The 25,955-nt window shown below is 36.5% G+C and carries 18 protein-coding genes, 1 tRNA gene, 1 pseudogene and 1 other annotated feature; of the genes and pseudogenes, 15 read left to right on the top strand and 5 right to left on the bottom strand.

All coding sequences use genetic code 11. From position 1 onward, the window contains the following. The first annotated feature begins 292 nt into the window (after positions 1-292). The 4 genes and pseudogenes from CYJ72_RS02815 (at position 293) to istB (ending at position 6,276) form a co-directional block, all read left to right on the top strand. Complete coding sequence (locus tag CYJ72_RS02815; protein ID WP_284630328.1) at positions 293-1,228, top strand: metal ABC transporter solute-binding protein, Zn/Mn family; 936 nt, start codon at positions 293-295, stop codon at positions 1,226-1,228. 1 nt (position 1,229) lies between these two features. Next, positions 1,230-3,128, top strand: a pseudogene (locus CYJ72_RS02810) (pneumococcal-type histidine triad protein); the annotation flags it as partial. A gap of 1,101 nt (positions 3,129-4,229) precedes the next feature. Further along, entirely contained in the window at positions 4,230-5,528 is a 1,299-nt protein-coding gene (gene istA, locus CYJ72_RS02805; RefSeq protein WP_284630270.1) for an IS21 family transposase, read from the top strand. Further along, entirely contained in the window at positions 5,512-6,276 is a 765-nt protein-coding gene (gene istB, locus CYJ72_RS02800; RefSeq protein ID WP_101813346.1) for an IS21-like element helper ATPase IstB, read from the top strand. The genes istA and istB overlap by 17 nt, the downstream gene beginning before the upstream one ends. 489 nt (positions 6,277-6,765) lie before the next feature. Here the strand turns inward: istB and CYJ72_RS02795 are convergent, their stop codons facing one another. Together CYJ72_RS02795 and CYJ72_RS02790 are read right to left on the bottom strand one after the other, a co-directional pair. Then, positions 6,766-8,199, bottom strand: a complete 1,434-nt coding sequence (locus CYJ72_RS02795) for a DUF2130 domain-containing protein (protein ID WP_066124321.1) — start codon at positions 8,197-8,199, stop codon at positions 6,766-6,768. A gap of 308 nt (positions 8,200-8,507) precedes the next feature. After that, entirely contained in the window at positions 8,508-9,434 is a 927-nt protein-coding gene (locus CYJ72_RS02790; RefSeq protein WP_284630324.1) for a nitronate monooxygenase, read from the bottom strand. A 736-nt stretch (positions 9,435-10,170) separates the two neighbouring features. On the opposite strand from CYJ72_RS02790, the gene mgsA reads away from it, so the two are divergent. Further along, a complete protein-coding gene (mgsA, locus tag CYJ72_RS02785) occupies positions 10,171-10,563 on the top strand; it encodes a methylglyoxal synthase (protein WP_066124335.1) in 393 nt (130 codons plus the stop codon). Between the two features lie 218 nt (positions 10,564-10,781). Here mgsA and CYJ72_RS02780 read toward each other — a convergent pair whose 3' ends face one another. After that, positions 10,782-11,189: a NusG domain II-containing protein gene (locus CYJ72_RS02780; RefSeq protein WP_284630323.1), complete on the bottom strand. Its 408-nt coding sequence runs from the start codon at positions 11,187-11,189 to the stop codon at positions 10,782-10,784. Between the two features lie 146 nt (positions 11,190-11,335). On the opposite strand from CYJ72_RS02780, the gene CYJ72_RS02775 reads away from it, so the two are divergent. The 6 genes from CYJ72_RS02775 to CYJ72_RS02750 all read left to right on the top strand — a co-directional run bounded on the left by CYJ72_RS02775 (position 11,336) and on the right by CYJ72_RS02750 (position 19,409). Further along, positions 11,336-11,950, top strand: a complete 615-nt coding sequence (locus CYJ72_RS02775) for a 50S ribosomal protein L25 (protein ID WP_066124327.1) — start codon at positions 11,336-11,338, stop codon at positions 11,948-11,950. A gap of 64 nt (positions 11,951-12,014) precedes the next feature. Further along, complete coding sequence (gene queG / locus CYJ72_RS02770; RefSeq protein WP_284630322.1) at positions 12,015-13,196, top strand: tRNA epoxyqueuosine(34) reductase QueG; 1,182 nt, start codon at positions 12,015-12,017, stop codon at positions 13,194-13,196. Positions 13,197-13,199: 3 nt separating this feature from the next. Continuing rightward, positions 13,200-13,727 carry a tRNA (cytidine(34)-2'-O)-methyltransferase gene (locus CYJ72_RS02765; RefSeq protein ID WP_071407798.1) on the top strand — a complete coding sequence of 176 codons (528 nt, stop codon included), beginning with the start codon at positions 13,200-13,202 and terminating at the stop codon, positions 13,725-13,727. 334 nt (positions 13,728-14,061) lie between these two features. Further along, positions 14,062-14,134: transfer RNA gene (locus CYJ72_RS02760), tRNA-Val, on the top strand. Between the two features lie 327 nt (positions 14,135-14,461). After that, positions 14,462-14,685: a binding site (T-box leader), on the top strand. 48 nt (positions 14,686-14,733) lie between these two features. Continuing rightward, on the top strand, positions 14,734-16,008 hold the full coding sequence (gene serS, locus CYJ72_RS02755; protein ID WP_284630321.1) for a serine--tRNA ligase: 1,275 nt from the start codon (positions 14,734-14,736) through the stop codon (positions 16,006-16,008). Positions 16,009-16,424: 416 nt separating this feature from the next. Next, positions 16,425-19,409, top strand: coding sequence for an SEC10/PgrA surface exclusion domain-containing protein (locus tag CYJ72_RS02750; protein WP_284630320.1), 2,985 nt, complete (start codon positions 16,425-16,427; stop codon positions 19,407-19,409). Positions 19,410-19,769: 360 nt separating this feature from the next. On the opposite strand, the gene CYJ72_RS02745 is transcribed toward CYJ72_RS02750, so the two are convergent. Further along, positions 19,770-20,495 (bottom strand): tyrosine-protein phosphatase, encoded by a 726-nt coding sequence (locus tag CYJ72_RS02745; protein WP_284630319.1) that lies wholly within the window; start codon positions 20,493-20,495, stop codon positions 19,770-19,772. 156 nt (positions 20,496-20,651) lie between these two features. Here CYJ72_RS02745 and CYJ72_RS02740 point away from each other — a divergent pair, with 156 nt between their 5' ends. Genes CYJ72_RS02740 through CYJ72_RS02725 form a run of 4 tightly spaced genes read left to right on the top strand, consistent with a single transcriptional unit; the run spans position 20,652 to position 25,297 of the window. Beyond that, positions 20,652-21,683 (top strand): ABC transporter substrate-binding protein, encoded by a 1,032-nt coding sequence (locus CYJ72_RS02740; RefSeq protein WP_284630318.1) that lies wholly within the window; start codon positions 20,652-20,654, stop codon positions 21,681-21,683. Positions 21,684-21,708: 25 nt separating this feature from the next. Next, positions 21,709-23,361: an ABC transporter permease gene (locus CYJ72_RS02735; protein WP_284630317.1), complete on the top strand. Its 1,653-nt coding sequence runs from the start codon at positions 21,709-21,711 to the stop codon at positions 23,359-23,361. Beyond that, positions 23,358-24,422 (top strand): ABC transporter ATP-binding protein, encoded by a 1,065-nt coding sequence (locus CYJ72_RS02730; protein WP_066123606.1) that lies wholly within the window; start codon positions 23,358-23,360, stop codon positions 24,420-24,422. The genes CYJ72_RS02735 and CYJ72_RS02730 overlap by 4 nt, the downstream gene beginning before the upstream one ends. Then, positions 24,419-25,297 (top strand): metallophosphoesterase, encoded by an 879-nt coding sequence (locus tag CYJ72_RS02725; protein WP_284630316.1) that lies wholly within the window; start codon positions 24,419-24,421, stop codon positions 25,295-25,297. The genes CYJ72_RS02730 and CYJ72_RS02725 overlap by 4 nt, the downstream gene beginning before the upstream one ends. 279 nt (positions 25,298-25,576) lie before the next feature. On the opposite strand, the gene CYJ72_RS02720 is transcribed toward CYJ72_RS02725, so the two are convergent. Continuing rightward, positions 25,577-25,867, bottom strand: a complete 291-nt coding sequence (locus CYJ72_RS02720) for a KH domain-containing protein (RefSeq protein WP_066123613.1) — start codon at positions 25,865-25,867, stop codon at positions 25,577-25,579. Between the last annotated feature and the right edge of the window lie 88 nt (positions 25,868-25,955).

Below are 25,955 nucleotides of genomic sequence, written 5' to 3'. Positions count from 1 at the left end.
TTGATAGAAGATTATTTAAAACAAACTAATAGGGAATGGACCAATCAAAGGTAATCAAAGGATTACTAATGATTGGTCCTTTTATTTTGGAGTAAATATAAGCCTTCAATTACTAACAATCGAATCATAGGATTGTTCATGCTAGTTCCTGTTGGTGCTGTAACAAAAAAACGAGTCCACAATCATTAAGAAAATGTAAAAATTACTTTTTGTTTTAAAAAATGCTTGACTTAATAATAGATAATTATTACAATTTAAAACGTTGAGTTTATAAATTGAAAGGTTGAGAGAAATGAAAAAAATATGGCGAGCTTTCTTTTTAATCATGTTATTATGCTGTACGTCCCTTATTCAACGTCCTGTCATGATTGCGAAAGCGAATGAACCAACAGAATTAAATATTGTCACCAGTTTTTATCCAATGTACGCTATCACCAAAGAAATTGTCGGTGATTTGCACGAAGTTCGCGTTCTTAATTCTAGAAATGGTATCCATGGTTTTGAACCTTCAGCCAATGATATAGCGGCTATTTATGATGCCGATATTTTCATTTATCATTCTAATATTTTAGAATCTTGGACTAAAAATATTGCGGCTAATTTACAGAATTCATCCGTTATTTTAGTTGAGGCTTCAAGAGGAATGGCCATGCAGAAGGTTACCGGTTTAGAAGATATTGAAGAAATCGAAGGGATGGATAATGCGGCGTTGTATGACCCACACACTTGGTTAGACCCGATTGAAGCTGGTGTTGAAGCGCAATTGATTGCAGATCGTTTATCGGAATTAGACCCAGACAACCAAGAGACTTATCAAGCGAATGCAAAACAATTTGTTGAACAAGCAGAACAACTTGTTGCTAAATATCAACCGATTTTTGAACAATTGAAACAGAAAACCTTTGTTACCCAACATACGGCTTTTTCATATTTAGCCCACCGCTTTAATTTGAAACAGTTAGGAATTGCAGGGGTATCTTCCGATATTGAGCCGTCATCAAAGAAAATTGCCGAAGTACAAAAATTTGTTAATGAGTACCAAGTGAAGACAATCTTTGTTGAACCCAATGTCTCTGACCGTGCCGCTAAAGTGATTGCGGATGCGACCGGCACAACCATTGTGGAATTGAGTCCACTAGAAGGCGATCCACTTAATACTGATCCATTTTTAGTGAATTTAGAAAAAGTATTAGAAACATTAAGCAGTCATTTACAACAGGAGGAATAGTATGAATTTCAAAAAATCATTATTAGTTACGTTATTAGCCAGTGGAGTATTCTTAAATCAAAATATAGTCTTAGCCGAAGAAAACAGTTCATCAGGTATGAATTATGTCGATGGCACTGAAGAAACTAGCTCATCAGGAATGGATTATGTTGATGGAGCTGAAGAAAACCAAACTGACAGTAATCATTCAATGACCGAATCACGCTCACAAGAAGAAGTCAATTTAGATGAAGGCATTGCCGCAGAACAAATTATTGTAAAAATTACCGAAGAAGGTTATGTTACTTCTCATGGAGACCATTATCATTATTACAATGGTGAAGTACCTGAGGATTCTATTTTCTTAGAAAGCATTGTGACTGAAGAGGACCTTGATTCTTTTGAAAAAGTGAGTGAAATTGCGAATGGGTGGATTGTCAAAAAAGACGATCAATATTATGTTTGGTTAGAAGAGGGCAAAAAAGCATCGACTGTACGTTCAACCGATGAATTGTTATTACAAGCGAATGGTCTTAATCCGAAAGATGCTAAGGCAATCGTGGAATTGAGAAAAGATTATCACTTAACTGACGAGAGCTTAATTATGCCGGTTGTAGATAAAACGCCAGAGGAAGTTTTAAAAGATGTAGACTTCGAAGGTCAACCGATTGTCGTTTATATTACTGAAAAAGAATATGTACTGTTAGTTGGCATTGACTTATATGTATTCAGTGGCGAAGTAGCAGAAGAAGCTTATTTTAGTGAATTATTATTAGCACCTAGCGATTATCAATTACAAGAAGCAGATGTTAAACAAGCGATTAAAGACGGTTTTATCGTAAAAATTGATGACCAATATAAAGTCTATCAAGAAAAAAATAATGACCATATTATGGATATCGACACGATTCTTCAACAAGTTAAAAAATCATTTGCTGAATTTCAAGAACAAGATGCATCACAACGTGATAAACGAGAAAAAGTGAATCATGTAAAAGAAGGCGAATTGTTGGGTGGATCAGGTTCAAGAGATGATAGTGGTAGCTATGTGACCAGTGATGGCTATGTGTTCAGCCCCTATGATGTTATTCAAGACTTAGGCGATGGCTTTATCGTACCGCATGGTAATCATTTTCATTTTATACCAAAATCTGACCTTACTGCTGCAGAGTTACAAATTGCGTTAGCTGTATTAGGTAAGAATGGTAACACTAAACCTTCGACATCTGATAATAGCGGACAATTTGGCAACAATCATCAAAATAATCAAAACAACCACAGCAATCAAAATGGTCATACTCATGGCAACACGATAACGGTTAAACCTAGCAATTCTAACAAACCGTATACGACAAGTGATGGATATGTCTTTTCCGTTGAATCGATTACTAAAGTAGAACGTCAAGGGATTATTGCTAAACATGGTAGTCATTATCACTGGGTACCTTTTACTGATTTAAATAAAAAAGAATTACAAGCAGCCAAAGCGTACATTAAAAAACATTTCGGGATTGATTTAGTTTTAGTCAATGAAAATGACAAGAAAGATAAAAATGAATCAACATCACCGCAAGAAATATCATTTAATGCTAAAGCGGTGTTAAGAAAAGAAACTCAAAATGGACAAGTTGGTTATGTCTTTTTAGCCAATCATAAAGAAGTCTTCAAACCCATTAGTGAACTAGATTATCAAGCCATTTCATTTGCAGAGCAACAACTTAATTTAAATGAGAATTTAAAATATAAATTTGAAGTTGCGAAAGCGAATGAAGGTGAATTAGAACCCGGTTTATATGTTCCACTTAGCCAATTACCAATGCATGCGGGTAGCGCCACATACGATACTGGTGATTCCTTTATCATTCCACATATCGATCATATTCACATTGTGTATTATAGTGATTTAACCAAAGAACAAATTGCGACGGTTAAATATTTAATGCAACATCCTGAATATCGTCCAGCACCATGGACAGATGAAGGCCATGAAGACACCATATCGAATGAGATTACTTATGTGCCAAATGTGACACCAAAATCTCAACGTGCTGGATTGAAAAACTGGCAAATCGTTCACAGTGTTGAAGAAGTAAATGCTGCCTTAGCAAAAGGAATCTTTGCGAATGACGAAGGTTATATCTTTAGTCCAGAAGACTTAAAAGACAGTGCAACTTTTGTTTGGGATAATGGTACTGTGTCAATTCCTAAAAAAGGTGGAAGTGAATATTTCACTTTAGATACCAACCAATTACCAGAAATATTGAAAGCACAAGCTCAAGAGATTATTAAAGAAAGACAAAATAAAAAACAAGAAGATTCAACGGAAGCAGACAATCAACCAGAAGCAGAAATTTCAAATGCGACCTTGATTGAATATTTAGAAAAACATTATAATCTACCGCCTTTCTCAGTTTATTATCAATTTGAACCAGAAGGCTTTAAAGTCTATTATTCAGATGATGACTTTATCGTCATTGATAAAGCAGATGTACTTGCTGCGTATCAAGAAAAAAGCACATTACCTGAATTACCTAAGGCTGTTGAAGCAGAATCAACTACTTCAGAAGTGGATGGTGAAACAACAGAAATGAACCAAAACGAAAGTGCTGTGGAAGAAACGACGACCACTGAATCCGTTAATGGTGTTGTCGAATCAACTACTGAAGTTATGGCTGAATCAGATGTTGAAACAACGGTTGAAACCAGTGTCGAAGCACCTGTTGAAGAGACGAGTACTACAATGGAAGTCCCTACCACTACTGAAACAGTAGAGTAATTACCTTCTGGTCCACTCCCAACTGTGTGGAGTGCTCAGAAAAAGCGACAATGATCTATGTTGTTATATTGTGCCTGTTCTTTAATTTACGCCAATAAATTAATACTTTATTTAAAAACGTGCTATTAAACTAATCGGGTATAAGTGCTAACATAAAAATGTACAGTTGTGACAAAATAAAGATGTACAAATAGAAGCTTCACAGACAGGAGGAGATAACGGATAATCATTCATGAGGTGATGTGAATGTATAATCCAATCCAGATAGATTTTGCGGAAGATTTAAAAGTGAAATGTCTTAAGGATTTAGCAAATTATAAGGCTGTTATGGAGGTGTGCAATATGAAACCTAATTTTTCTCAACTTGCTCGAGAGTTGGGGAAAGATCGAAGGACGGTTCAGAAGTATTATGAAGGTTTTGAAAAGGCAACGACGAGAGTCAAGCCTTCTCAAGCGGATGACTACTACAAGTTGATCAAGGAGTTGCTTAGCGAAGACTGTATCCAAACTTTTCACTATATTCGCCACTTATGGCGCTATCTTGTAGATAACCATGACCTGCAACTAAAGGAATCTTCTTTCAGATACTATATCAACAAGAAGCCAGAGTTTAAGCAATACTTTGAGAAGAGGAAATTTATGAACAATGAGCCAATCTTGCGTTTTGAGACTGACCCGGGTCAACAACTACAAATAGACTGGAAGGAGAACTTTAAATACGTAACGAAGGAAGGGGAGCTTATTTATCTGAACGTTTTTGTGGGTATCTTAGGTTACTCGCGCTATAGTTTGTATCACGTTACCCTGAATCGGAGGCAATATACCTTATTTGCCGTCTTAAACGACATCTTTGAAAAGCTAGGAGGAATTCCCAAAGAAATACTCAATGATAATATGACGACGATCATGGAAGAGCCACGAACGTCCTATCGTCCTGGCTCTGTTAATCAGAAGTTTGAACAGTTTAGTCGTGATTATAATTTTGATGTCAGAGCTTGTGTCGCTCGGCGTGCAAGTACCAAAGGGAAAGTGGAAAGCCAAATGAAGTTGATTGATGAACTCGATGCTTATCAGGGAAAGTTTTCCTTTGAAGAGTTGGTGGGCCATGTTGAAAAGATGAATCTTCGTAAAAATCTTGAGATCCATCCAACCACCAAAAAATCACCCATGAGTCTCTTGGAATACGAAAAAGACTTCCTATCCCCGCTGCCTAGCAAAGAGATAAGAAGTCGTTACTATTATCAACAAACCGTCAAGGTGAACAGCTCTTCGATGATTAGCTATCAATCGAATCAGTATTCAGTTCCAGTTGAATACATCGGAAAAAGGCTTGGCCTAGAGGTTGAAGACAATACCTTGTATCTTTATGATAACACGAAGTTGATCGCGAGTCATCCAGTATCTAATCTGGCCATGAATTACTTGCCAGGACACTATGAACAGCTCGTCGCTAGCACCATGCCCTATAAGTCACAAGAAGAGGTCGAAGCTTATTCAAAAGAAAATTTAGAAAGGTTGAACGCTATTTATGGCAAGAAAGGATAAAACAACGTATCTTCAGCTCAAGGAGAACTTAGACTATCTTAAGCTCACTCAGATGAGCCTGCATTTAGACGGGGTTTTAAGTGGCGATTACGACCACCTCTCTATTGTGGATACCCTCTTAAGGTTAACGAATCATGAGGTAGATATTAAGCGTCAAAATAGTAAGGATATGATGATTAAAATCGCTAAATTACCAATCAATATGACCTTTGAAAACTTTGACTTTGACTTTCAACCAAGCATTCAAGAGCGAGAAATCCGTAATTTGATGACCTTATCTTTTATAGAAAAAAAGGAGAATGTCGTCTTCTTGGGTTCAAGCGGAGTAGGCAAGACCCATTTAGCCGCGGCAATTGGTTTAGAAGCAGCTAAGAATCGCTATAACACCTATTTCATTAAGTGTAGCGATCTCTTAGAGAAGCTCAGAAAGGCTCAGTCAGAGAATCGATTAGAGAGCAGTCTGCGTTATTATAATCGGGCCAGCTTACTCATTATTGACGAACTAGGCTACTTACCCTTAAATCCAGGAGATGAGCGTCTCTTGTTCCAAGTCATTGACCGGCGTTATGAGACTAAGAGCACCATACTTACCACGAATATTCCCTTTGGTAATTGGGATGAGCTGTTTCAGGATGCCTTAATTGCGCATGCGATTGTTGATCGCGTCCTTCATCACTCAAAAGTGATTCAAATTAATGGCGATTCTTACCGGTTAAAAGATCATTTAAACAAGGAAGAAGAGGAATAAACATAGTCAATGCGATATGTAATTGTACATATTTATATTCACACTTTTGTACAATTTTGTGTTGACATTTACATCGGGTTCGATGGTACCAAATAGAAATAAGAAAAAGCGTTGAAGTCCTAGTAAGGAACCTCAACGCTTTTTTAGGATGTAAAATCCTAAGCAAAGTCGTATAAATACCAAGCAACATCTCGAAAAGTTGAGGGTAGCTTGGTTTTTATGGTTGGACTGTGTGGCGGTCTCTCGAAAATGAAAAATGATCTAAAACATCAAGATTTCTTTTCCTCAATCTATGTAAAACATTATGTGAAACATTCTTAAAAGAGGTTTTATTCGCTAGCTTTTTTGACAGTGAAGACACCATGATGTGGTGTATCACTCGATGGACGACGGTTCTATTCGCTAGCCTTTTTTGATGGTGAAGACACCGTGCAAATGGCTAGCCGATAGAAATAATCGAATAGTTTTATTCTTTGACTTGTTAAACAATTAGTCTTTCAATGCTTCAAATTTTGCGCGCATGGTGGGATTATTACGTGTTAATTTTTTTACCGTTAAATCATCCGCTTTATTATTTGCTAGACGCAAGTTATTTTCAGAAGATAATAAAGCAGCTTTAGTTTTTTCTAAATGTGTGATGGTTTTATCAATTTCATCAATGGCTGTTTGGAATTTTCGGCTGGCCAGGTCATAATTACGTGCGAAGGCTGATTTAAATTCTTCTAAATCTTCTTCAAAGTGTGCAATATCAATATTCTGTTCTCGAGTTAAAGCTAACTCTTGTTTATATTGTAGTGAGTTCATTGCGGCATTTCTAAGTAGACTAATAATCGGAATAAAGAACTGCGGGCGAATGACATACATCTTTTCATAAGCATAGGAAACATCAACAATTCCATTATTATATAATTCATTATCCGCTTCTAGTAAGCTGACTAAGATGGCATATTCACATTTCTTTTCAGTACGATCTTTATCTAATTCTTTAAAGAAATGTTCATTTTTCTTTTTAGTGGCGGTTTCGTCATTTTCATTTTTCATTTCAAACATAATTGAAATGATTTCAGTACCGTGTTCATCATATTCTCGATAAATATAATCGCCTTTACTTCCTGAACGAGCATCATTATCTTTCCCGAATTGTGCACGGGGAAAGGCAGTAGCGCGAATCTCATTAAATTGAATTTCGCAATGTTGCTCGAGACTTTCACCTACCATTTTAGTGGATTGTTTAGCTTTAAAGTCTTTATAGAAAGCAATGGTTTCATCTTTTTGCATTAATTGAATTTCATAGCGTTCTTTTAAGTTTTTTTGCTCAATTAAAGTTTCTTTTTCTTGTAATTGCAAACGATTGGTTAATTCATTAATTTCTTTATCTTTGGCTGTTACCAGTTCTATCGATGAAATTTTATGCGTATTCTCGATTTGTTTTAATTGAACTTCCAAGTCGGCAATTTGTTTGTCGCGTTGGGTCAATTGTTCGTTTAAATCCGCTTTAATTTGCGTTTCCTTTTCAACTAATGAAGCGGCATTTTTTTCTTTTTGTAAATCAATTTGTGCCTGTAACTTCGCTAAAGCCTGTTCTTTTTCAGCGATTAATTTGGTTAAAGCTTGTTCTTTGTCGTTCTTTAGTTGGGTAATTTCACGTTCTTTTTCTACTGTTAATTGAGAAATAACCTGATCTTTTTCGACCGCTAGTTGTGCTAATTCTTTTTCTTTATCATTTAGTTGTTCAGTTAATAGTTTACTGAATTTTTCTTCAGCAAGGGCAATATCTTTTTGATGTTCTTCATTAATTTGTACTAAGCGATTATGTAGTTCTTGATCAAATTCTGAAGTTCTAACTTGGCTCGCGATATTCGCATAACTGGTCTTATCAATTTGAAAAGTTTCACCACAATGTGGACATTTAATTTGGTGCATTTACTCAACTCCTTTGTTTGTCAATAGTATTGTATCATAGGGTGAGGTCAAGTTTCATCTTTGTATTAAATACGTAAATTTGCTGACAAATACTTCTTTAACAGACACACTGGTTGAATCCAGAACACTTGGGACTGAACTGACCCCCAAAATTAGACAAACAATTTAACTTTTGGTGACACTATAAGTTCTAACAAAAAGGTTGTAGTGGAATTTAAACCCATTTTACGAAAGGTTGCAATTGTAAAAAGATTCTAATAAGCACAAGGCAAGTACGCACTAGCATATTAAGCCCTAAAATCTGTCGATTAAATGACTGTTCGATTTAAGACGGCTTTTGCTTCTTGATAAATGTCTTCAATGATGGTGTGAACCGGCTTAATTTCATTGATCATCCCGGAAATTTGGCCAGCCATTAGTGAACCATTCTCAAGGTCGCCGTCTTTAACTGCTTTGGCTAATGAACCAAGTGTCAAGCTTTCTAATTCATCCCGACTGGCATCATTATTTTCCAGTTCAATAAATTTCTCAGTCATTTGATTACGAAGACAACGGACTGGTGCGCCAGCTCGTGTACCGGTGACGACCGTATCGGTATCGATTGCTTTAAGTATAGCTTCTTTATAGCCTCTGGCAATCGGACATTCTTCACTCGCTAAGAAGACGGTTCCCAATTGAACCCCTTGCGCGCCTAAAGTGTAAGCAGCGGCCATGCCACGACCATCCGAAATTCCACCGGCCGCAATGACGGGGATTTTAACGGCATCAACGATTTGGGGAATCAGTGCCATAGTGGTGGTGTTACCAATATGACCACCTGCTTCTGTTCCTTCTGCAATAATCGCATCTACTCCTAATTCTGACATCTTAATGGCATGTTTTACGCTCGCAACTACAGGAACAACTTTAATCCCGGCTTCTTTTAGATAGGGCATGACATGCTTAGGTGTGCCGGCACCGGTTGTGATGATTGGCACTTGTTCATCAATAATCACTTGGACTAATTCCGGAATATTTTCCATCATCAACATCAAGTTTACGGCAAAAGGACAATCGGTAATTTTTCTTAACTCGCGAATTTCATGACGTAAAGTTTCAGCGGACATGCCACCTGAAGCAATAATACCAAGTCCACCAGCTTGTGAAACGGCAGCGGCTAGGGGGTAGCGTGCAATTTGCGCCATCGCTCCTTGAAAGATGGGATATTGAATTTTAAAAAGTTGTGTAATGGTCATAGGGCATCCTCCTAAAAGTTTGATTTGTATTTCACAAGTTAATCGTATCATAAAATTTATCACTTTAATAGATTTCGCTGGATAATTTTATGATGGAGTGAGCCTGAAGAAAAATAGATGGTTTTCTTTCTATCTATCGACCGCCGCCACAGTTGAGACTTGGCACGAAGTAGACAGTCGGATGCTTTTTGATGCGTCTGTCTAAAACTGTTGGGAGTGGACCAGAAGTAGGAAATCGAATGATTGAATTTGACCAAGTTGAGGTCTCATCTTTTTAAGACGCAGTTTGATGCTTTTCAACACACAGTTGAACATTAGTGAGTAATTCTTTGACTAGATTAATCAATTTGATACTTAGTCTCTATAAGCATTGTTTTATGTCGCTTAGCCATTGTGCATGTCATTAACCAAATTTTACCATGTTTATACCAGCCAAGAGAAGGAAAGCCATTTATTATATCAGACGGATTAAAATCTAAGAAAACCGCTCAATGGTACTAAGTGGAGAATGGGCATGAAAAAGAGCGAGTATCAATTTAAAAATGGGAAACTATCCCACATCATTGTCTGTTTAATTAAATAAATTATTAAAAGTGGGGCGATGGTCGTTTTAGAAGTGTGATAATAAATTAGTTCGTCCATGCATTATTAGAGAGTGTTCTTTCGATAGCGCTCACTTTACGCAATATGGTATAGTATAAGTATGAGAAAATGAATAAAGTGAGGTTAACTAATGATGAATATTGCCTTAATTGCCCATGATCAAAAGAAACCTATCATGATTGAATTAACAGAAAAATATTTAGATGTTTTGAGTCAACATACGATTTATACTACTGGAACTACCGGTAAAGTAATCAATGAAAAAACAGGGTTAGTCGTCAATCGCTTAAATTCTGGTCCATTAGGTGGCGACCAACAAATTGGTGCGATGATTTCCGAACAAAAAATTGAATTAGTTATCTTTTTACGTGATCCCTTGGCAGCACAACCGCATGAACCGGATGTCAATGCGTTAATTCGTTTGTGTGATGTCTATAATATTCCATTGGCTACAAACATCGGAACGGCCGAAGTATTACTAAATGCGTTACCGTTAGTAGAAGCAGTCGAAGAAGGCGCCATTTAATGATAAAAGGCGACATTGATTATAGAAGGTGACCTTTTAATATAAAAGTCGTCCTTGAATGGTAAAAGGCGGTATCGATTATAGAAGGTTGGCTTTAAATATAAAAAACACCCTTTAATGATAGAAGGTGGTATCGAATTAAAAAAAATAACGGCAAATGGATATTCCAATTAAGGAATGCCATTTCCGTTAAGCCTGTTTTTTATAGTGTTTATCTATCATAAAGGAAGGACTAATTCATCTTCCTCGGGCTCACCTAAGACTTCGATAATTAAGCCATGTGGTAAGCAAATTGCTGTTTGACCAGGGCGTTTGATCCAACCCGTCTTAACCCCGATTTGATCAGGTGAATTGTCTTCTTTAATGCGAATATGGTCACCTTCACGTTCGATAATATTATATTGGTTATCACCGGGATAATAAGTCTTTTGTACGTTTTCGGCGCCTTCATATAATTCGAAACGATCGACTTCTTTTCCATGTATTTTGACAATCGCATAATTGGTCACTTCTGGTTGCATTGAATATTGAATCGCGGTAACGATGGTTGGTAAAAAGGAGAGAAATAAAGCGAAGGCAATTAAGATATAATCCCATGGTTTTAGAAAAGTAATTATTTTTTTCATTCTATCACTCCTTTCATTGATCTTACTTGTTTATTGTATACAAAAGAAACATTTTTTGCTAGCCTTTTGTTGAAAATTTTGGTATCATATTGTGTGTGCAACTATTAGCGCTATTAAATTAGGAATAGTAAGGAGATTATATTTATATGAATTTAAAAGCAGAATTAAGAACAACTACCGGAACTTCAGCTTCTCGCAAAGCACGTCAAGAAGGTAAAATTCCAGTAGCAATGTATTCTAAAGGGGAAGAAACCCAATCTTTATTAATTGACCGTCGTGAATTCGAAAACATCTTGAAAAAAGAAGGTGTTAATGCGGTATTTAATGTTGACATCGATGGTAAAACACAACAAGTTTTAATCAAAGACTTTGTTAAAGCTTCATTAAAAGATGAGTTCTACTCAGTAGACTTACAAGCTGTTTCAGCAGATGATAAATTACAAGTTGAAATTCCAGTTGTATTAGTTAACGAAGAAACTGTTAAAGAAGGTATCGTGGACTTATCATTAACAACTGTTTTAGTTGAAACAACACCAGCAAACATTCCTTCATCATTTGAAATTGATGTTAAAGGTATGGAAATTGGTGACGTTAAATACGCTTCTGATTTAGAAATGCCAGCTAATGTTGAATTAGTTACAGATACAGAAGAATCATTAGTGTCAGTCGTAGCTCCAACTGAAGAGCCAGAAGAAACAACTGACGAAGATGAAGTTGCGGAACCAGAAGTAATCGGTGAAAAAGAAGCAACAGAAGAATAATTTCTAGTAGGAAATGGAGGTTGGGGCGCAAGTCTCAACCTTTTTTATTGAAAGGGGGATGGTGATGGTAACAGCAAGTGCTCAGTTAAAAGAAGAAATAATTGCAGCCGCAAAAGAAATTGGCATCGATAAAATAGGTTTTTCAACAGCTGAACCTTTTGCTCATCTGAAAGCCTCACTTGAGGAGCAAAAAGCTAAAGGTCATACTTCAGGTTTTGAACATCCTAATATCGATGAAAGACTTTACCCAGAATTAATTTTTGACGGACCAAAGTCGATTATATCGATTGCTTTAGCTTATCCGAGTCGGATTAAAAATCCTTACCCTCAAGATCGTGAAAATCGCCGAGGAATGTTTGCCAGAGCATCATGGGGAACGGATTATCACCATATTTTACAAGATCGTTTGGATAAGTTAATTGCCTTCATTAAGACCAAGACCGAAACGGCTAATTTTAAAGCAATGGTTGATACCGGCGAATTAATTGATGTGGCAGCTGCTCAAAGAGCGGGTCTAGGATTTATTGGTAAAAATGGTCTGCTGATCACCAAAGAATTTGGTTCTTATGTCTATTTAGGTGAGATTATTACCGACATAGAGTTTGAACCGGATACCCCCGTTGAAAATGGATGTGGGGAATGTACCCGATGTATCGATGCTTGTCCAACCAATGCTCTGCTTGGTGATGGTCGAATGAATGCCCAACTTTGTCTTAGCTATCAAACGCAAACCAAAGGTTATATGCCGAAAGAATTTCGTCGGAAAATCACTCATGTTATTTATGGGTGTGACATTTGTCAAATTGTCTGTCCTTATAATCAAGGCATTGATTCACACATTCATCCAGAAATGGAGCCAAATCCTGACCAAGTTCAACCCTTATTGAAACCGATGTTAACAATGTCGAATAAAGAATTTAATGCTAAATTCGGTGAAATGGCCGGTTCTTGGCGTGGGAAGAAACCATTACAAAGAAATGCGATTATTGCATTAGCTAATTATCGTGACCGTACCGCTTTACCATTATTATTAGAAATAATGGAACAAGATCCAAGACCGATGATAAGAGGTACAGCCGCTTGGGCGATTGCACAAATTCAACGTTATTACAATGTTTCAATGATACAATGCGTGGCGGATCAATTGGAGAAGGAAACCGACCCCGAAACAATACAAGAAATGACTGAGGCTTTACAAACATTAAAGAATAAACGGATGCCTCGAGATGAGAAGAAAGTAGAGTAATCAATGAAAAATCATATCGCCTTATTTGAACCTTTAATGCCAGCCAATACCGGTAATATTGCCCGTACATGTGCGGCGACGAACACGGCCTTACATTTAATCGAGCCTTTAGGTTTTAGTACCGATGATAAAATGTTAAAACGTGCTGGGTTAGATTATTGGCACAATGTTGAAATTTATTATCATAAAAATTTAGATTCTTTCATGGAATGGTTAGGTGAACGTCGATTATATTTAATCACAAAGTTTACCCCTCATGTCTATAGTGAGGTGAATCTAGCCGATGAAAGTATTGAAGAACAAGTGTTTATCTTTGGTAAAGAAACAACGGGTTTACCAATCGAGTTTATGGAAGCACATCAAGATCAGTGTTTGCGGATTCCAATGAATGATGAACATGTGCGTTCTTTAAATCTATCTAACACCGCTAATATTATTATTTTTGAGGCTTTACGCCAACAACAATTTAAAGGGTTGGAGAAAGTTCACCATTATCGTGATACTGAAAAAGCACGCCAACTAGAGTGGTAATACAAAGAGTGAGGAAAAGAAATTGCAGAACATTTGTTTTTGCATCTTGTCCCCACTCTTTTTTATGATGAGACGAAAGCGGCTATATCATTATGCGACGAAACGGCTCTACAATTGTGTAACGAAAACGAGTCTTTAATTAAGCGATTGAAGCGACTTTTTTATTGTGCGAGTGAAGCGAGTCTTTAATGCTGCAACGGAAACAACTCTTTTATTAAGCGAGTCTATCATGATGAGATAGAGCAGAAGAATTGAAAATCAACTGGTTTTCTACTCCTTACCCACTCGTATGTTATTGTCCTTCTCGTCGCAATATGGTATGATAGCAGTAGTTGGTTCCTTAGCTCAGCTGGGAGAGCACTACCTCGACAAGGTAGGGGTCGCTGGTTCGAACCCAGTAGGGACCATTTTTTATTTTTTTAGGTTTACATAAGTTTCAAAAACATTGATAATATAGCATTCTTTACTAGAATATATAATTTTGAATTTTAAAAGTGCCTTGGTTTTCCTGGACACTTTTTAGGACACATTACCCCCCTATAGACTAATGGAATGGACTAGCTAAAATGCTAGTTTTTTTATTACTTACCAAATAAATCCCAATGTCATTAAACCAATATCGAATAGCGATTTCGCATAATTCCGTAAATATGGTGAAGCCACACACCATAAGCCAACCAAACACCTACATACAAAATGAACCGGAACTTGACTTTCATTAGTAGATGATTATAATTAAAGTAACAGATTCGAGTAGTAACTAAGGTATTTGTCTAGAGACGTGATGGTAGGTGCAAATCACGCAAATTAATTAGTGAATCCACGAATCGATATGCCTATGAAAACAATTTATTGAGTAAGTAGTGCCGGTAATCCCGTTAACGATTTGATTTGAGAGCAAGTATGATTATCATATTTGAAATCGGGTGGTACCGCGAACAGAGCCTTCGTCCCAGATAGTGGATAAGGCTCTGTATTTTTTTATACCTAAAGAGGAGGAAGCGATATGTTAGATCGTAAAGTATTAAGAGATAAGTTTGAAGAAGTAGCAGCTAAACTTGCTACCCGTGGTGTAGCTCGTGAGACTTTGGATGAGTATCGTGAATTAGATATTCAACGCCGTGAATTATTAGTTGAAGTAGAACATTTAAAGCAAACGCGTAATGCTGTATCAGGCGAAATTGCCCAATTGAAACGCAATAAAGAAAATGCTGATGGAAAAATTGCTGAAATGAAAACATTAGGAGAAACCATTAAAGAAAAAGATGAAACTTTAACGGCTATTGATGAAAAGTTAGAGTATATTGAACATCGATTACCAAACATTCCTCATGACAGTGTACCTGTTGGGGAAGGTGAAGAAGATAATGTGGAAATTCGTCGTTGGGGTGAACCTACCCAATTTGATTTTGAACCATTGAATCATTGGGATATTGCGGAAAAACTTGGTATCTTAGATTTTGAACGTGCCGCAAAAGTAACCGGTAGCCGCTTTGTTTTCTATAAAGGATTAGGTGCTCGTTTAGAACGTGCAGTCTATAATTTTATGTTAGATACTCATACTGAAAAAAATGGTTATACTGAAATGATTCCACCTTATATGGTCAATGATCAATCAATGTTTGGAACTGGCCAATATCCTAAATTTGTTGAAGATACATTCCAATTAACTGATGAGCGTGGCTTTACTTTAATTCCAACAGCTGAAGTGCCATTAACGAACTATGTTGCGAATGAAATTTTATCGGAAGACCAATTACCAATAAAAATGACAGCCATGTCACCTTCTTTCCGTTCTGAAGCGGGTAGTGCGGGTCGTGATACTCGTGGTTTAATTCGTCTACACCAATTTCATAAAGTAGAGCTTGTAAAAATTGCTCATCCTGACCATTCTTATGAAGAATTAGAGGCCATGACTGCCAATGCTGAAGGTATTTTACAAGCGTTGAATATTCCGTACCGTGTGTTAACTTTATCAACTGGCGACATGGGCTTTTCAGCAGCGAAAACTTATGATATAGAAGCGTGGATTCCAGGACAAGATACTTACCGTGAGATCAGTTCATGTTCAAACTGTGAGGCTTTCCAAGCGAGACGTGCTAAAATTCGTTTCCGCGATTCAGAAGATCGTGTAGTATTAGCTCATACTTTAAATGGATCTGGCTTAGCTGTTGGACGTACAGTGGTAGCTATTTTAGAAAATTACCAACAAGCAGACGGCAGTGTGAAAATTCCAGAGGTGCTTGTTCCATATATGGGCGGGGTTACTGAAATTAGATAAAAATATAATGAAAAAAGCCTTTGTATCAATAAAGTACAGAGGCTTATTTTTATTGATGGTCTTAATTTGGTCTTAAAAAAGTTTCTAGACACAGAAACTCCGTATAATATATACAAAAGAAAGCCTGTAATATAATAAAGTTAACTAGGAGATAATCTATTATAATATGGGCGGGGCTACTGAAATTAGATAATATCTTTTAATAGCCAAACTATATAATAACTAACATTTTTCTCTATCAATGATGGGCCTTAACTAGCTTAAATCGCTGGTTACCAAATTGATAGAGATTTTATTTTAGGTAATTTTTGAATGGATTGTAAATATTGAAAAAAGGTCAAATTTTAAATGTTTCATTTGTAATATAACCTGGATGTTTTATAATAGACTTATAAGATAGTATGGGAGGGTTTACAATGAATCGAGGACTGAAGCTTTTAAGAAAAGTAAAAGGCGTATGGGTTGCAGTGGCCATGTTATCTGGGTTTATGGGAGCAGGGCAAATTGTATCAGCCGAAGAAACGGTACCAGAACCAACTGCAATATTAGAAGAGAACAATATTGATGAGGATCTACCAGCATTCGTTGAAAGCGAAGTTATAGTTGAATCGGTGACAGAAGAGAACGAGGCAGAAGTTGTAGAAATATCGGAAGCACCAGTAGCAGAAGACACGACCGAAGCTTCATCAGTTGAAGAAACGACCGAAACTTCAATAGAAGACACAACTGAAGCAGTAGCGGAGGAAACGACCGAAGCTTCATCAGTTGATGAAACGACCGAAGCTTCAATAGAAGACACAACAGAAGCACCAGTTAATGACACGACCGAATCATCAGCAGAAAATACGACTGAAGAAACAACAGAAGACACGACCGAAGAAACAAAAGAAAAAACGATTGAAGAGCAGATTGCTGACTTAGATGAAAAAATCAAAGAAAAAGAAGCGGAATGTCAGACATGTGAAATTCAAATGGCTGAATTAAAAGATGAGATTACACGTAAAGAAAGTGAAATCGCAGAACTTGAAGCCACAATCAAACAAATTGAACAGCAACAAGTAATTGATGAAGCGCACCTTACTGAGTTAAAGGAATGTTTAGCCAATGTTGAACAAATCCGTGCAGAACTAGTTGCGAAGCAATCAGAATTGACTACTGAAATGGCAAAGACAGCATCCGATTTAGATGCGAAAAAAGAAGAACGGGCTTTATCGGAAGAACAAAGAAAACAAGCTGAGGCAGATAAAGAAAAAACGGCAGAAAAATTAGCGGCCGCTGATAAGGAGGTAGCTGATAAACAAGCTGCTTTAGATCGTTTAACCAGTGAAGGCGTCGCTACTGAAATTAAAGCCTTAGAAAATGAAAAAGCAAAATTAGGACAAGAGATTGAATCCCTTAGCCAACAAATTGCTGACTTACGAGCGCAAAGTGCACAGAATGCTGATACAGCTGCGATGGATGCTCGTATTAACGAATTAACGGTAGCGTTGGATGAATGGAAACGGGTCGCCGATGCACTCCAAGCACAAAAGGATCAACTATTAGCACAAAAATCAGACTTGGATGATAAAATTAATCAATACCGGGAATTATTAGGCACTCCACCAGTAGTGGGCGAAAATCGTATTTTAATACCCGCTGAATTTACGATGGAAAATATTTACAAATTATATACTGGTGAAATGACTGGCGCTGAATTTGATGCGATTACCAAACCATATTCACAATTAGAAGGTTCTAAAAATCAATTTGTGATGAATCCAGGTGATAAAGAACGTATTGTTCCAGATATTAATGATGTTAGCGAACAATTAATTCAAGAATTAACCTTCTATTCATTGGACCTCATTAATCAAATTCGTCAAGCCGTTGGTGTTTCACCTTTAGTAGCCAATCATAGTACCATTAAATTTGCCGATGACATCGCCAAGCGTTATGTTAATGATGCCTATACATATGCACAAAGTCGTCTAGACATTGAGAATGGAAAAAGTACTGCCGGTCATTATGATAAAGCAATATCTGAAGAAGCTGGTAAGAATGGATTAGATGATACCTATGGCAACTTTTATGAGAATCTCGGTTGGGGCTATATGGAATATGAAGGTCAAAAGACAGAGACCGGTGGTGGCGAATTGACAGAAGATGGCTATGTGAACGTTCCGGTGTCAAATATTAAACGTGCCATTTATTCAAGTGTTTTAAATATGATGTTTGACGATGGTGGCGAACCAAATTATGGTCATTTATATTCATTGATTGGTTTAAGTGAATATATGGCATACAAAGAATTCGAAGCACTAAATGGCGATTATAAAGTAACTGACCCTGAATGGTATAACAAACAATTAACCAATATTGCGAATGATGCAAAAGGGCACTTTGGTTTCTCCATGGGGAATGTTAAAGAAGATAATTATTATCAAACGCGTCATCACTTTATTACGGTAACCAAACCACAAGTTAGAGATGAAAAACTATTTGATCTTAATGCTGATTTTACATTAGATTCTGTTACTCAACAAAACGAAGAAGTTGAACAGCTTTTAAATGAAACTTTAGCTCAATTTGAGAAAGTAAATATGGAGCTTTCACAAAATGAAAATAACATTCAAGCCAATAATGCTCATGGAGCTGAAGTAAAAGCTGAGCAAGATGCTTTAGCTGAAGAAAAGACGCAAAAGGAAGAACTGGCAGCAACACAATCAGTGCAAGCGGATCAACTGGTAACAACTCAAACGACAAAAGAAGAACGATTGGTAGAAGTAAATACTTTGTTAGAGTCATTATCAGAAGAAAATGCTAACCTAGCACAAGCGATTGCAAAGGCACAAGAAGTATTAGAAAAGGCAAAAAGTAATAAAGAGTTACAAGAGTCTAATTTAATAGCAATCAATGATTTTATTGAGCATATAAATACTAAAATAGCTGATTTAACCACAACAATTAAAGAATTAGAAGCATCATATACTTTAATTACGACTCAATTAGCTGATGTTGATACAGAAATCAAGGCTTTGGCTGGTTTACCGGTATTAATCGAACAACAACAAAAAACATTACATACTCATGCAACTCATTTAGCAACATTATCAAAACAATTAAATGACAAAGAAGCTGAATTCACTCCATTAAAAGAGGCATTAACAGCTTTAGAAAAAAATTGTGAAGAAGTTGCGAATAATTTAGCTGAATTGAAAGAAAAACGTAAACAATTAGTGGCTTCAATAAAATCTAAAGAAACTGACAAAGAGCAAAAAGGAACTCAAACATCTGTCAAGAAAAGTGCTGTCTTACCTGAAACAGGAGAAAAAGACCATAATGTTTTACCGGCAGTTGCTATTTTATTAACAACAGGATTAGGTTTTATCACCTTATCTAAACGTAAAGAAGATGCATAATTTTAAAAAACGATTGGCCGAGGGTCAATCGTTTTTTATAGTTAGGGATAAATTGCAGTCATTCCTGACATTCTTATTGTAGGTGAAAGGACGCCACTATTACGATAATTGATTTTATTTCTTTGAGAAGCTCTTTCTTGTAGGTGAATAGACGTCACACCATTTTTGGTGAGTATAATTGCCACTACTGAATAACAAGAAAAATAGAGGCTGGGCAAAAACTTTTAAAATTCTGTTCAGGCATATCTATTTAATTAAAAGCGCAGTGGTTGAGTGGCCTCAACCTGCGTCTTAATGACTTGTTTGAGGCCTACTCAACTGTGCGGGGGTAGGCCGACGAAGCGAAAATCATTCGATTTTCTACTTCTGGTCTACTCCCAATAATAAACCGTGCACCAATTCGATTTCATCAGCATTTAAGCCCAACGAAACAAAGTAGTCTGCCACATCAGGATATTTAGCGGTAAATAATTGATCCAAGCCTTCCATAATCTCCGGATAAGAATGATAAATATTTTGCTGATGCCCTTCTTTAATAATACGTTCATCATATTTAATGTAACCATAACTTACCTGATAATCCGCCACGATTTCTTCAATTGGGACGCCCGCCATTTTTAATAACAAATAACTGATGACACCAGTTCGGTCCTTACCCGCACTACAATGAACTACCGCCGGTAGACTATCTGGCTGAATTAACTGTCTAAATAATTTCGCAATTTCATCTTTAGCTTCTTCTAAATATTCCATATAGCGAAATTTCATAAAGTAAGGATCATCGGTTGTTTTGCTCATTTCTAAGGAGCGCCCTGCGTCGGCACCACTACTCAAATTAATCGTTAAATAGTGGGGGACTAACTTTTGAAACTGATTGGGATGGCGTTCAATTTCTTTCGGTGAACGCAAATCAAATATTGTTTGAATCCCCAAGTCTTTCATTTTTTCAACATCGGCTGCTTCGTCCGCAAATAACATACTAGAACGATAAATGCGTTCATTCTGTGTTAATTGATCATTAATCGTATTAAAGTCTCCTAATTCACGAAAATTAACAATTCCTTTAAATTTTATTCTTTTTCCCATGTAACTTCACCTCCATAACAGAATACCATAGGAAAATTACTTATAAAACTATTTACATGATTTTTACATAGATTTACAAAACACTTACAGGAACTTTATTTTAAATTGTCCTGGATTTGATAAAATAGTCTTATCAAATCATTTTGGAGGATTATCATGTTTAAACTTAACAAATTAGTTTCACTTTTAGGTTCAACGATTGCTTTAACGGCTTTAGGTTCTAATTTATTAATGGATCCAGTGGTAGCAGGTGCGGAAGACTTAGCTGGAGAATTTACTTTATATACCTCACAACCTGAAGAAGATGTGGCAAAATTAGTGGAGGCTTTTAATGCGGAATATCCTGATGTGAAAGTGAATGTTTTCCGTTCAGGAACTGAAGAAGTGATTTCAAAATTACAAGCTGAAAAAGAGACGGACAATGTTTTAGCAGATGTTTTGTTAGTTTCTGACAGTTTTACTTTTGATAATTTAGTAGAACAAGATTTATTGCAAGCCTACGAATCACCAGAATTAGCGGAGATTGATACAACGTATGTGGATGATGAACACTACTATACGGGTACTAAAATTATCGTAACAGGTATCGCAGTTAATACCGATATGGCAGACGCTGAAATGATTAAAGGATTTTCTTCTTTAACGGATGAATCATTAAAGGGTCAAGTGATGATTCCGAGTCCATTATATTCAGGCGCAGCATCATTAAACTTATCCATCCAAGTACAACAAGACAATATTGGTTGGGCTTTCTATGAAGGCTTAAAAGCGAATGAAGTCTTTGTAGGGAAAGGAAATGGTACGGTTCGCGATGCGTTATTAAATGGAGAGAAAGCGGTTGGCCTTTTAGTTGACTATATGGCTAATCGTGCAAAAAATGATGGCGCACCAATTGAATTCATTTATCCAGAAGAAGGGGCTTTATATGTTACCGAACCCATTGGCTTAATTAAAGATACGCCAAATCAAGCAGTAGCAGAAAAATTCATTGACTTTGTTTTATCAGAAGCTGGTCAAAAAGTAGCTTCAGAAATGGGGTATACACCGGTACGTAATGGCGTGGAAGCACCAGAAGGATTGAAAGGTGCGGATGAGATTTCTCCGATTGAATTTGATGCAGCAAAAGTCATCGAAACTCGTGATGCAGATAAAGAACAATTTGCTGAAATGTTCGGTGCGGGTGAATAATTTTAAAAAAAGGAAATGATAGTGGATGAATAAAATAAATAAGTCAATCCAATCGTTCTTAATTGGAGCGCTAGGGATTTTCATATTTATTATGCCATTACTGACCTTATTTGCTTTGGCGTTTGAAACTGAGGGCGGTTTTAGTCTTCAGAATTTCAACGCCATTTTTAGTTCTTCACGTAGTGGATTGGCGATAAAAAACACCCTCATCGTAGGGGGTGCTTCTACAGTATTAGCTTTTCTATTAGGTGGACTCTATGCATTTATGGTGGCATATACAAATGTGAAATATAAAAAATTATTAGAGATTTTAATTATCTTACCGTATTTAATACCGGGCTATATTGTAACATTAGCTTGGACTTCTTTGTTTTCAGGCAATGGTGTTATTAATCGCTTACTAATGCAGCTTGGTTTACCAAAAGTTAGTATGTACTCCTTGGGTGGGATTATATTTGTTTTAGGTGTTAGTAATGCCGCCCTCGTTTATTTAAATTTAGTCGATGTGTTAAGAAAAATACCACAAGAACAAGAACAAGCTTCTCAAGTGGCGGGATATGCTTTAAAAGAAACCTTAATGAAGATTAATTTAAAGAGTGTGCGAGGTCCCATTTTAAGTGCTGTAGTCTTATCGTTTTTAAGTGCTATTGATAACTTTGCTATCCCCATTACTTTAGGGACTCCCGGTGGTATTAGTGTTTTAAGTACTTATATCTACGAAAAAGCCATTGGTTTTGGGCCCACTAGTTTTAATGAAGCCTCAGCTTTAGCGATAGTGTTGTCTAGCATTTCATTATCAGCTGTGTTGATTCAAAAAAGTTTAACCTTGCGTGAAAAACCGCTTGAATCACAAATGGCAAGCTATCATCATCGCGTGGCCTTAAAACCTGTGCAACGTCGGCTTATACAGTTTGTTTTAATCGTCCTATTGATGATATTAAATATTATTCCCCTCATCTTTATGTTCTTGTCATCTTTACATAAAGGTTATGTGCGATCGATTTTTGATGTATCACATATGTCACTAGCGAATTATCAATTCATTTTAACGACACCGGGGATGTATTCAGGCTTCTTAACAAGTTTATGGTTAACCTTAAGTTCATTAGTGGTGTGTTTATTAATTGGCGTGTGGGTCATGTATATGAAGAGTCGCTATCAACTTAAATCAGTCTTTTTTGTAGAAACGGGAGCCTCTTTAACCTATTCAGTCCCAGGTATCGTGTTAGCGTTAAGTATGATTTTTTATTGGGGGAAAGTCCCTAATGTTTATGGAACCATGTTAATACTGTGGATTGCTTATGTGACTCGATATGCTTTGTTATTAATTCGTGGTAGTCAAACTGCCTTTATGACAGTTGGGCCAGAATTGGAAGAGGCAGCAATAGTTTCGGGTTCGAGTTCTATTGAAAAATGGTTTAAAATTATTTTACCTATGATTCGTCAACAACTATTATCGAGCTCTTTCTTAATGATTATAGGAGCCTTAACCGAGTTGACCTTGTCCTCGTTATTATCAGCCGCTAATTCAAAAACCATTGGGCTAACAATTTTTGCTTTACAAACCGGCGGTGATAACGCGATTGCACAGGCCTATTCGGTATTATTAACCTTATTAATTTTAACCATTTTAATGATGCGTAGTCGTTGGGAAAGCAAGGAAGGTGAGAACAAATGAGTCATTTAGAAATAAAAAAATTAGTGAAGCAATTTGGAAATTTTACAGCGCTTGAAGAAATTAATTTGGAGATTCAGTCGAATGAATTTATTGCGATATTAGGTCCGTCTGGGTGCGGGAAAACTACGCTATTAAGATCGGTAGCAGGGTTTGTTGAACCGACGGCTGGCTCAATTCGCTTCAATAATCAAACATTTTACCAAGATAAGCAAGTATTGTCGGTTAATGAACGTCAAATTGGCATGGTCTTTCAACAATTTGCCTTATGGCCTCATTATGATGTTTATCAGCATTTAATGTATCCCTTAAATGCTAAAGAAAATCGTCAACAACTTACTAAACAAGAAAAAGAAATGAGAGTCAAAGAAATATTAGAATTAGTGGAATTAAGTGATTTCAGTCATCGTTATCCTCATGAACTATCCGGTGGGCAAAAACAACGGGTGGCATTGGCGCGAGCCATTGTGGCGCATCCAAAGTTATTATTGATGGATGAACCTTTATCAGCATTGGATGCCCATTTGAAAGAAAGCATGATACGAGAAATAAAAAAAATCCATCAAGCATCTAATGCGACCACATTATATGTTACGCATGATCAAAAGGAAGCGATGGCCTTAGCAGATCGTGTGATAGTAATGAACCAAGGTCAAATCGAACAATTTGATACGCCCTATAATTTATATCATCATCCTAAGACCGAGTTCGTTGCACGTTTTGTTGGTAAAGCTCAATTGATTAAAGGCATCTGGAAGGGCGAACAGTTTTATCCTAATCAAGCGGTCAATGGTGCCAGTTGGAGCGCTCCACATATTGATGCGCATTTTAAACAACTTAATACATTGCCAATCTTACCTGAGCAATTTGAATTACGTGACTATCATGTTCAAGGAAAAGGCATTGTCGGCAAGTTACTTGATCAACAGTTTTTAGGTCGTGAGACTCAATATGGTATTCAATTAGAAGATGGTCAAGAATTAGTAATTTCAAGTAATCAACCTCAAGCTTTTAAAGTCAATCAAACAGTCCTATTAAATTTTAAAGGTGGTCAAGCATCATGAAGCTTCATTTACATGACAATCAATCCTTTCAAATTTTACAAATAACCGACTTACATTTAAAAGACTATCCATGGAATGATGCTGACGAGAAAACCTTAATTCATATTAAGGAAACGGTAGCACGTTACCGACCGGATTTGGTTATTTTTACTGGGGATATGATTTGGGCTACATTAAACAGCCAGCCTTTGGTCAGTTATCAGCAATTTATCACTTTTTGTCAGAGCTTAGCGGTGCCGATTGCGATTACTTATGGAAATCATGATACTAATCATCCTGATGTTAGTCGGAAAATCTTACGCGAAATGGAATTGCAAATTGATTTATTAGTAGAGAAACAGCAAGTCATGATTGCTGAAGAACGTGAATCTTATATTATCCCAATTTATGATGAACAAAAGGAAACGATGAAATATGCATTATTTGTGCTTGATTCAGGTGGCTATAATACGCAATATGATGGGCGTTACGATTGGATTTTACCGGAACAAATTCAATGGTTTAATCAATGCTCTAAAACATTATTAGAGCAAGGAGAAGTACAAGAGACATTAGTTTTTCAACATATCCCATTGCCAGAGTATTTTGAAGCCTATTATCAACAAAAGCCACGTAACGCAGTGACAGAGGAATTTTTTCGTGTCGATGGTCCTAGTCTAAATACCGGATTTTTCGCTCAATTAATCTTTGATCCATTGGCGACCACTTTATTCGTTGGTCATAATCATAATAATAATTTTGATGTCAATTATCGTGATTTTCGCTTAGTTTTTGGACAGGTATCGGGTTTTGGTGCCAATGCCTTGGTCAATCGTGGAGCCCGCTTAATACGCTTAACATCACAGGGTGTTCAATCGGAAATAATTGAATTTTAGTTTAGCATAATAAGTCCTCTGTTACTGTTGTTTTTAAATAATGTATCAGGAAATAACTTAATAGCCGATGATTTTTAAGCTCCTAATGGGGTGACAGTTTGACATTAAGTCAGCGTTAAATATTTTTATGTGAGAGTCAATTTGTCGGTAACCCATTAATCTAGATTGCATAACAAAAAAAAGTTGAGCCAACGAGCTGGCCCCCAAAGGTTAGATTTTGTCTAACCTTTGGGGGTCACTGCAAATGTTGAATATTACTCAGCTTTTTTTATGATTTAATTATTCATCATCGTTCATATCATCGACGTCATTATCTTGATGATCATTGGCTTCATCGACGATAACTAAGCGGGTGCGTTTACGGTTATTTGTACGAACACTGTAAACAATCGTACGGATTGCGCGTGCGACACGTCCTTTTTTACCAATGACACGCCCGATATCTTCTGGGTTTAAAAATAAGTGATATTCGTAGAATTCATCTGTATCTACTTCTTCAATTGTTAATTCTTCAGGGAATTCGATTAAAGGTTCAACAATTGTACGAATTAATTGATTAATATTTGCCATCTAAATTCTTCCTTTAAAGTTTCATTTCTTATTGAAAATACAACAAGATTTCTGTTTTATAATAGCATAGAAACCCTTTTCGGTCAAA

The sequence above is a fragment of the Globicatella sanguinis genome, from assembly GCF_002847845.2.
Lineage (GTDB): Bacteria > Bacillota > Bacilli > Lactobacillales > Aerococcaceae > Globicatella > Globicatella sanguinis.
This window is presented reverse-complemented; position numbering and strand designations above follow the sequence as displayed.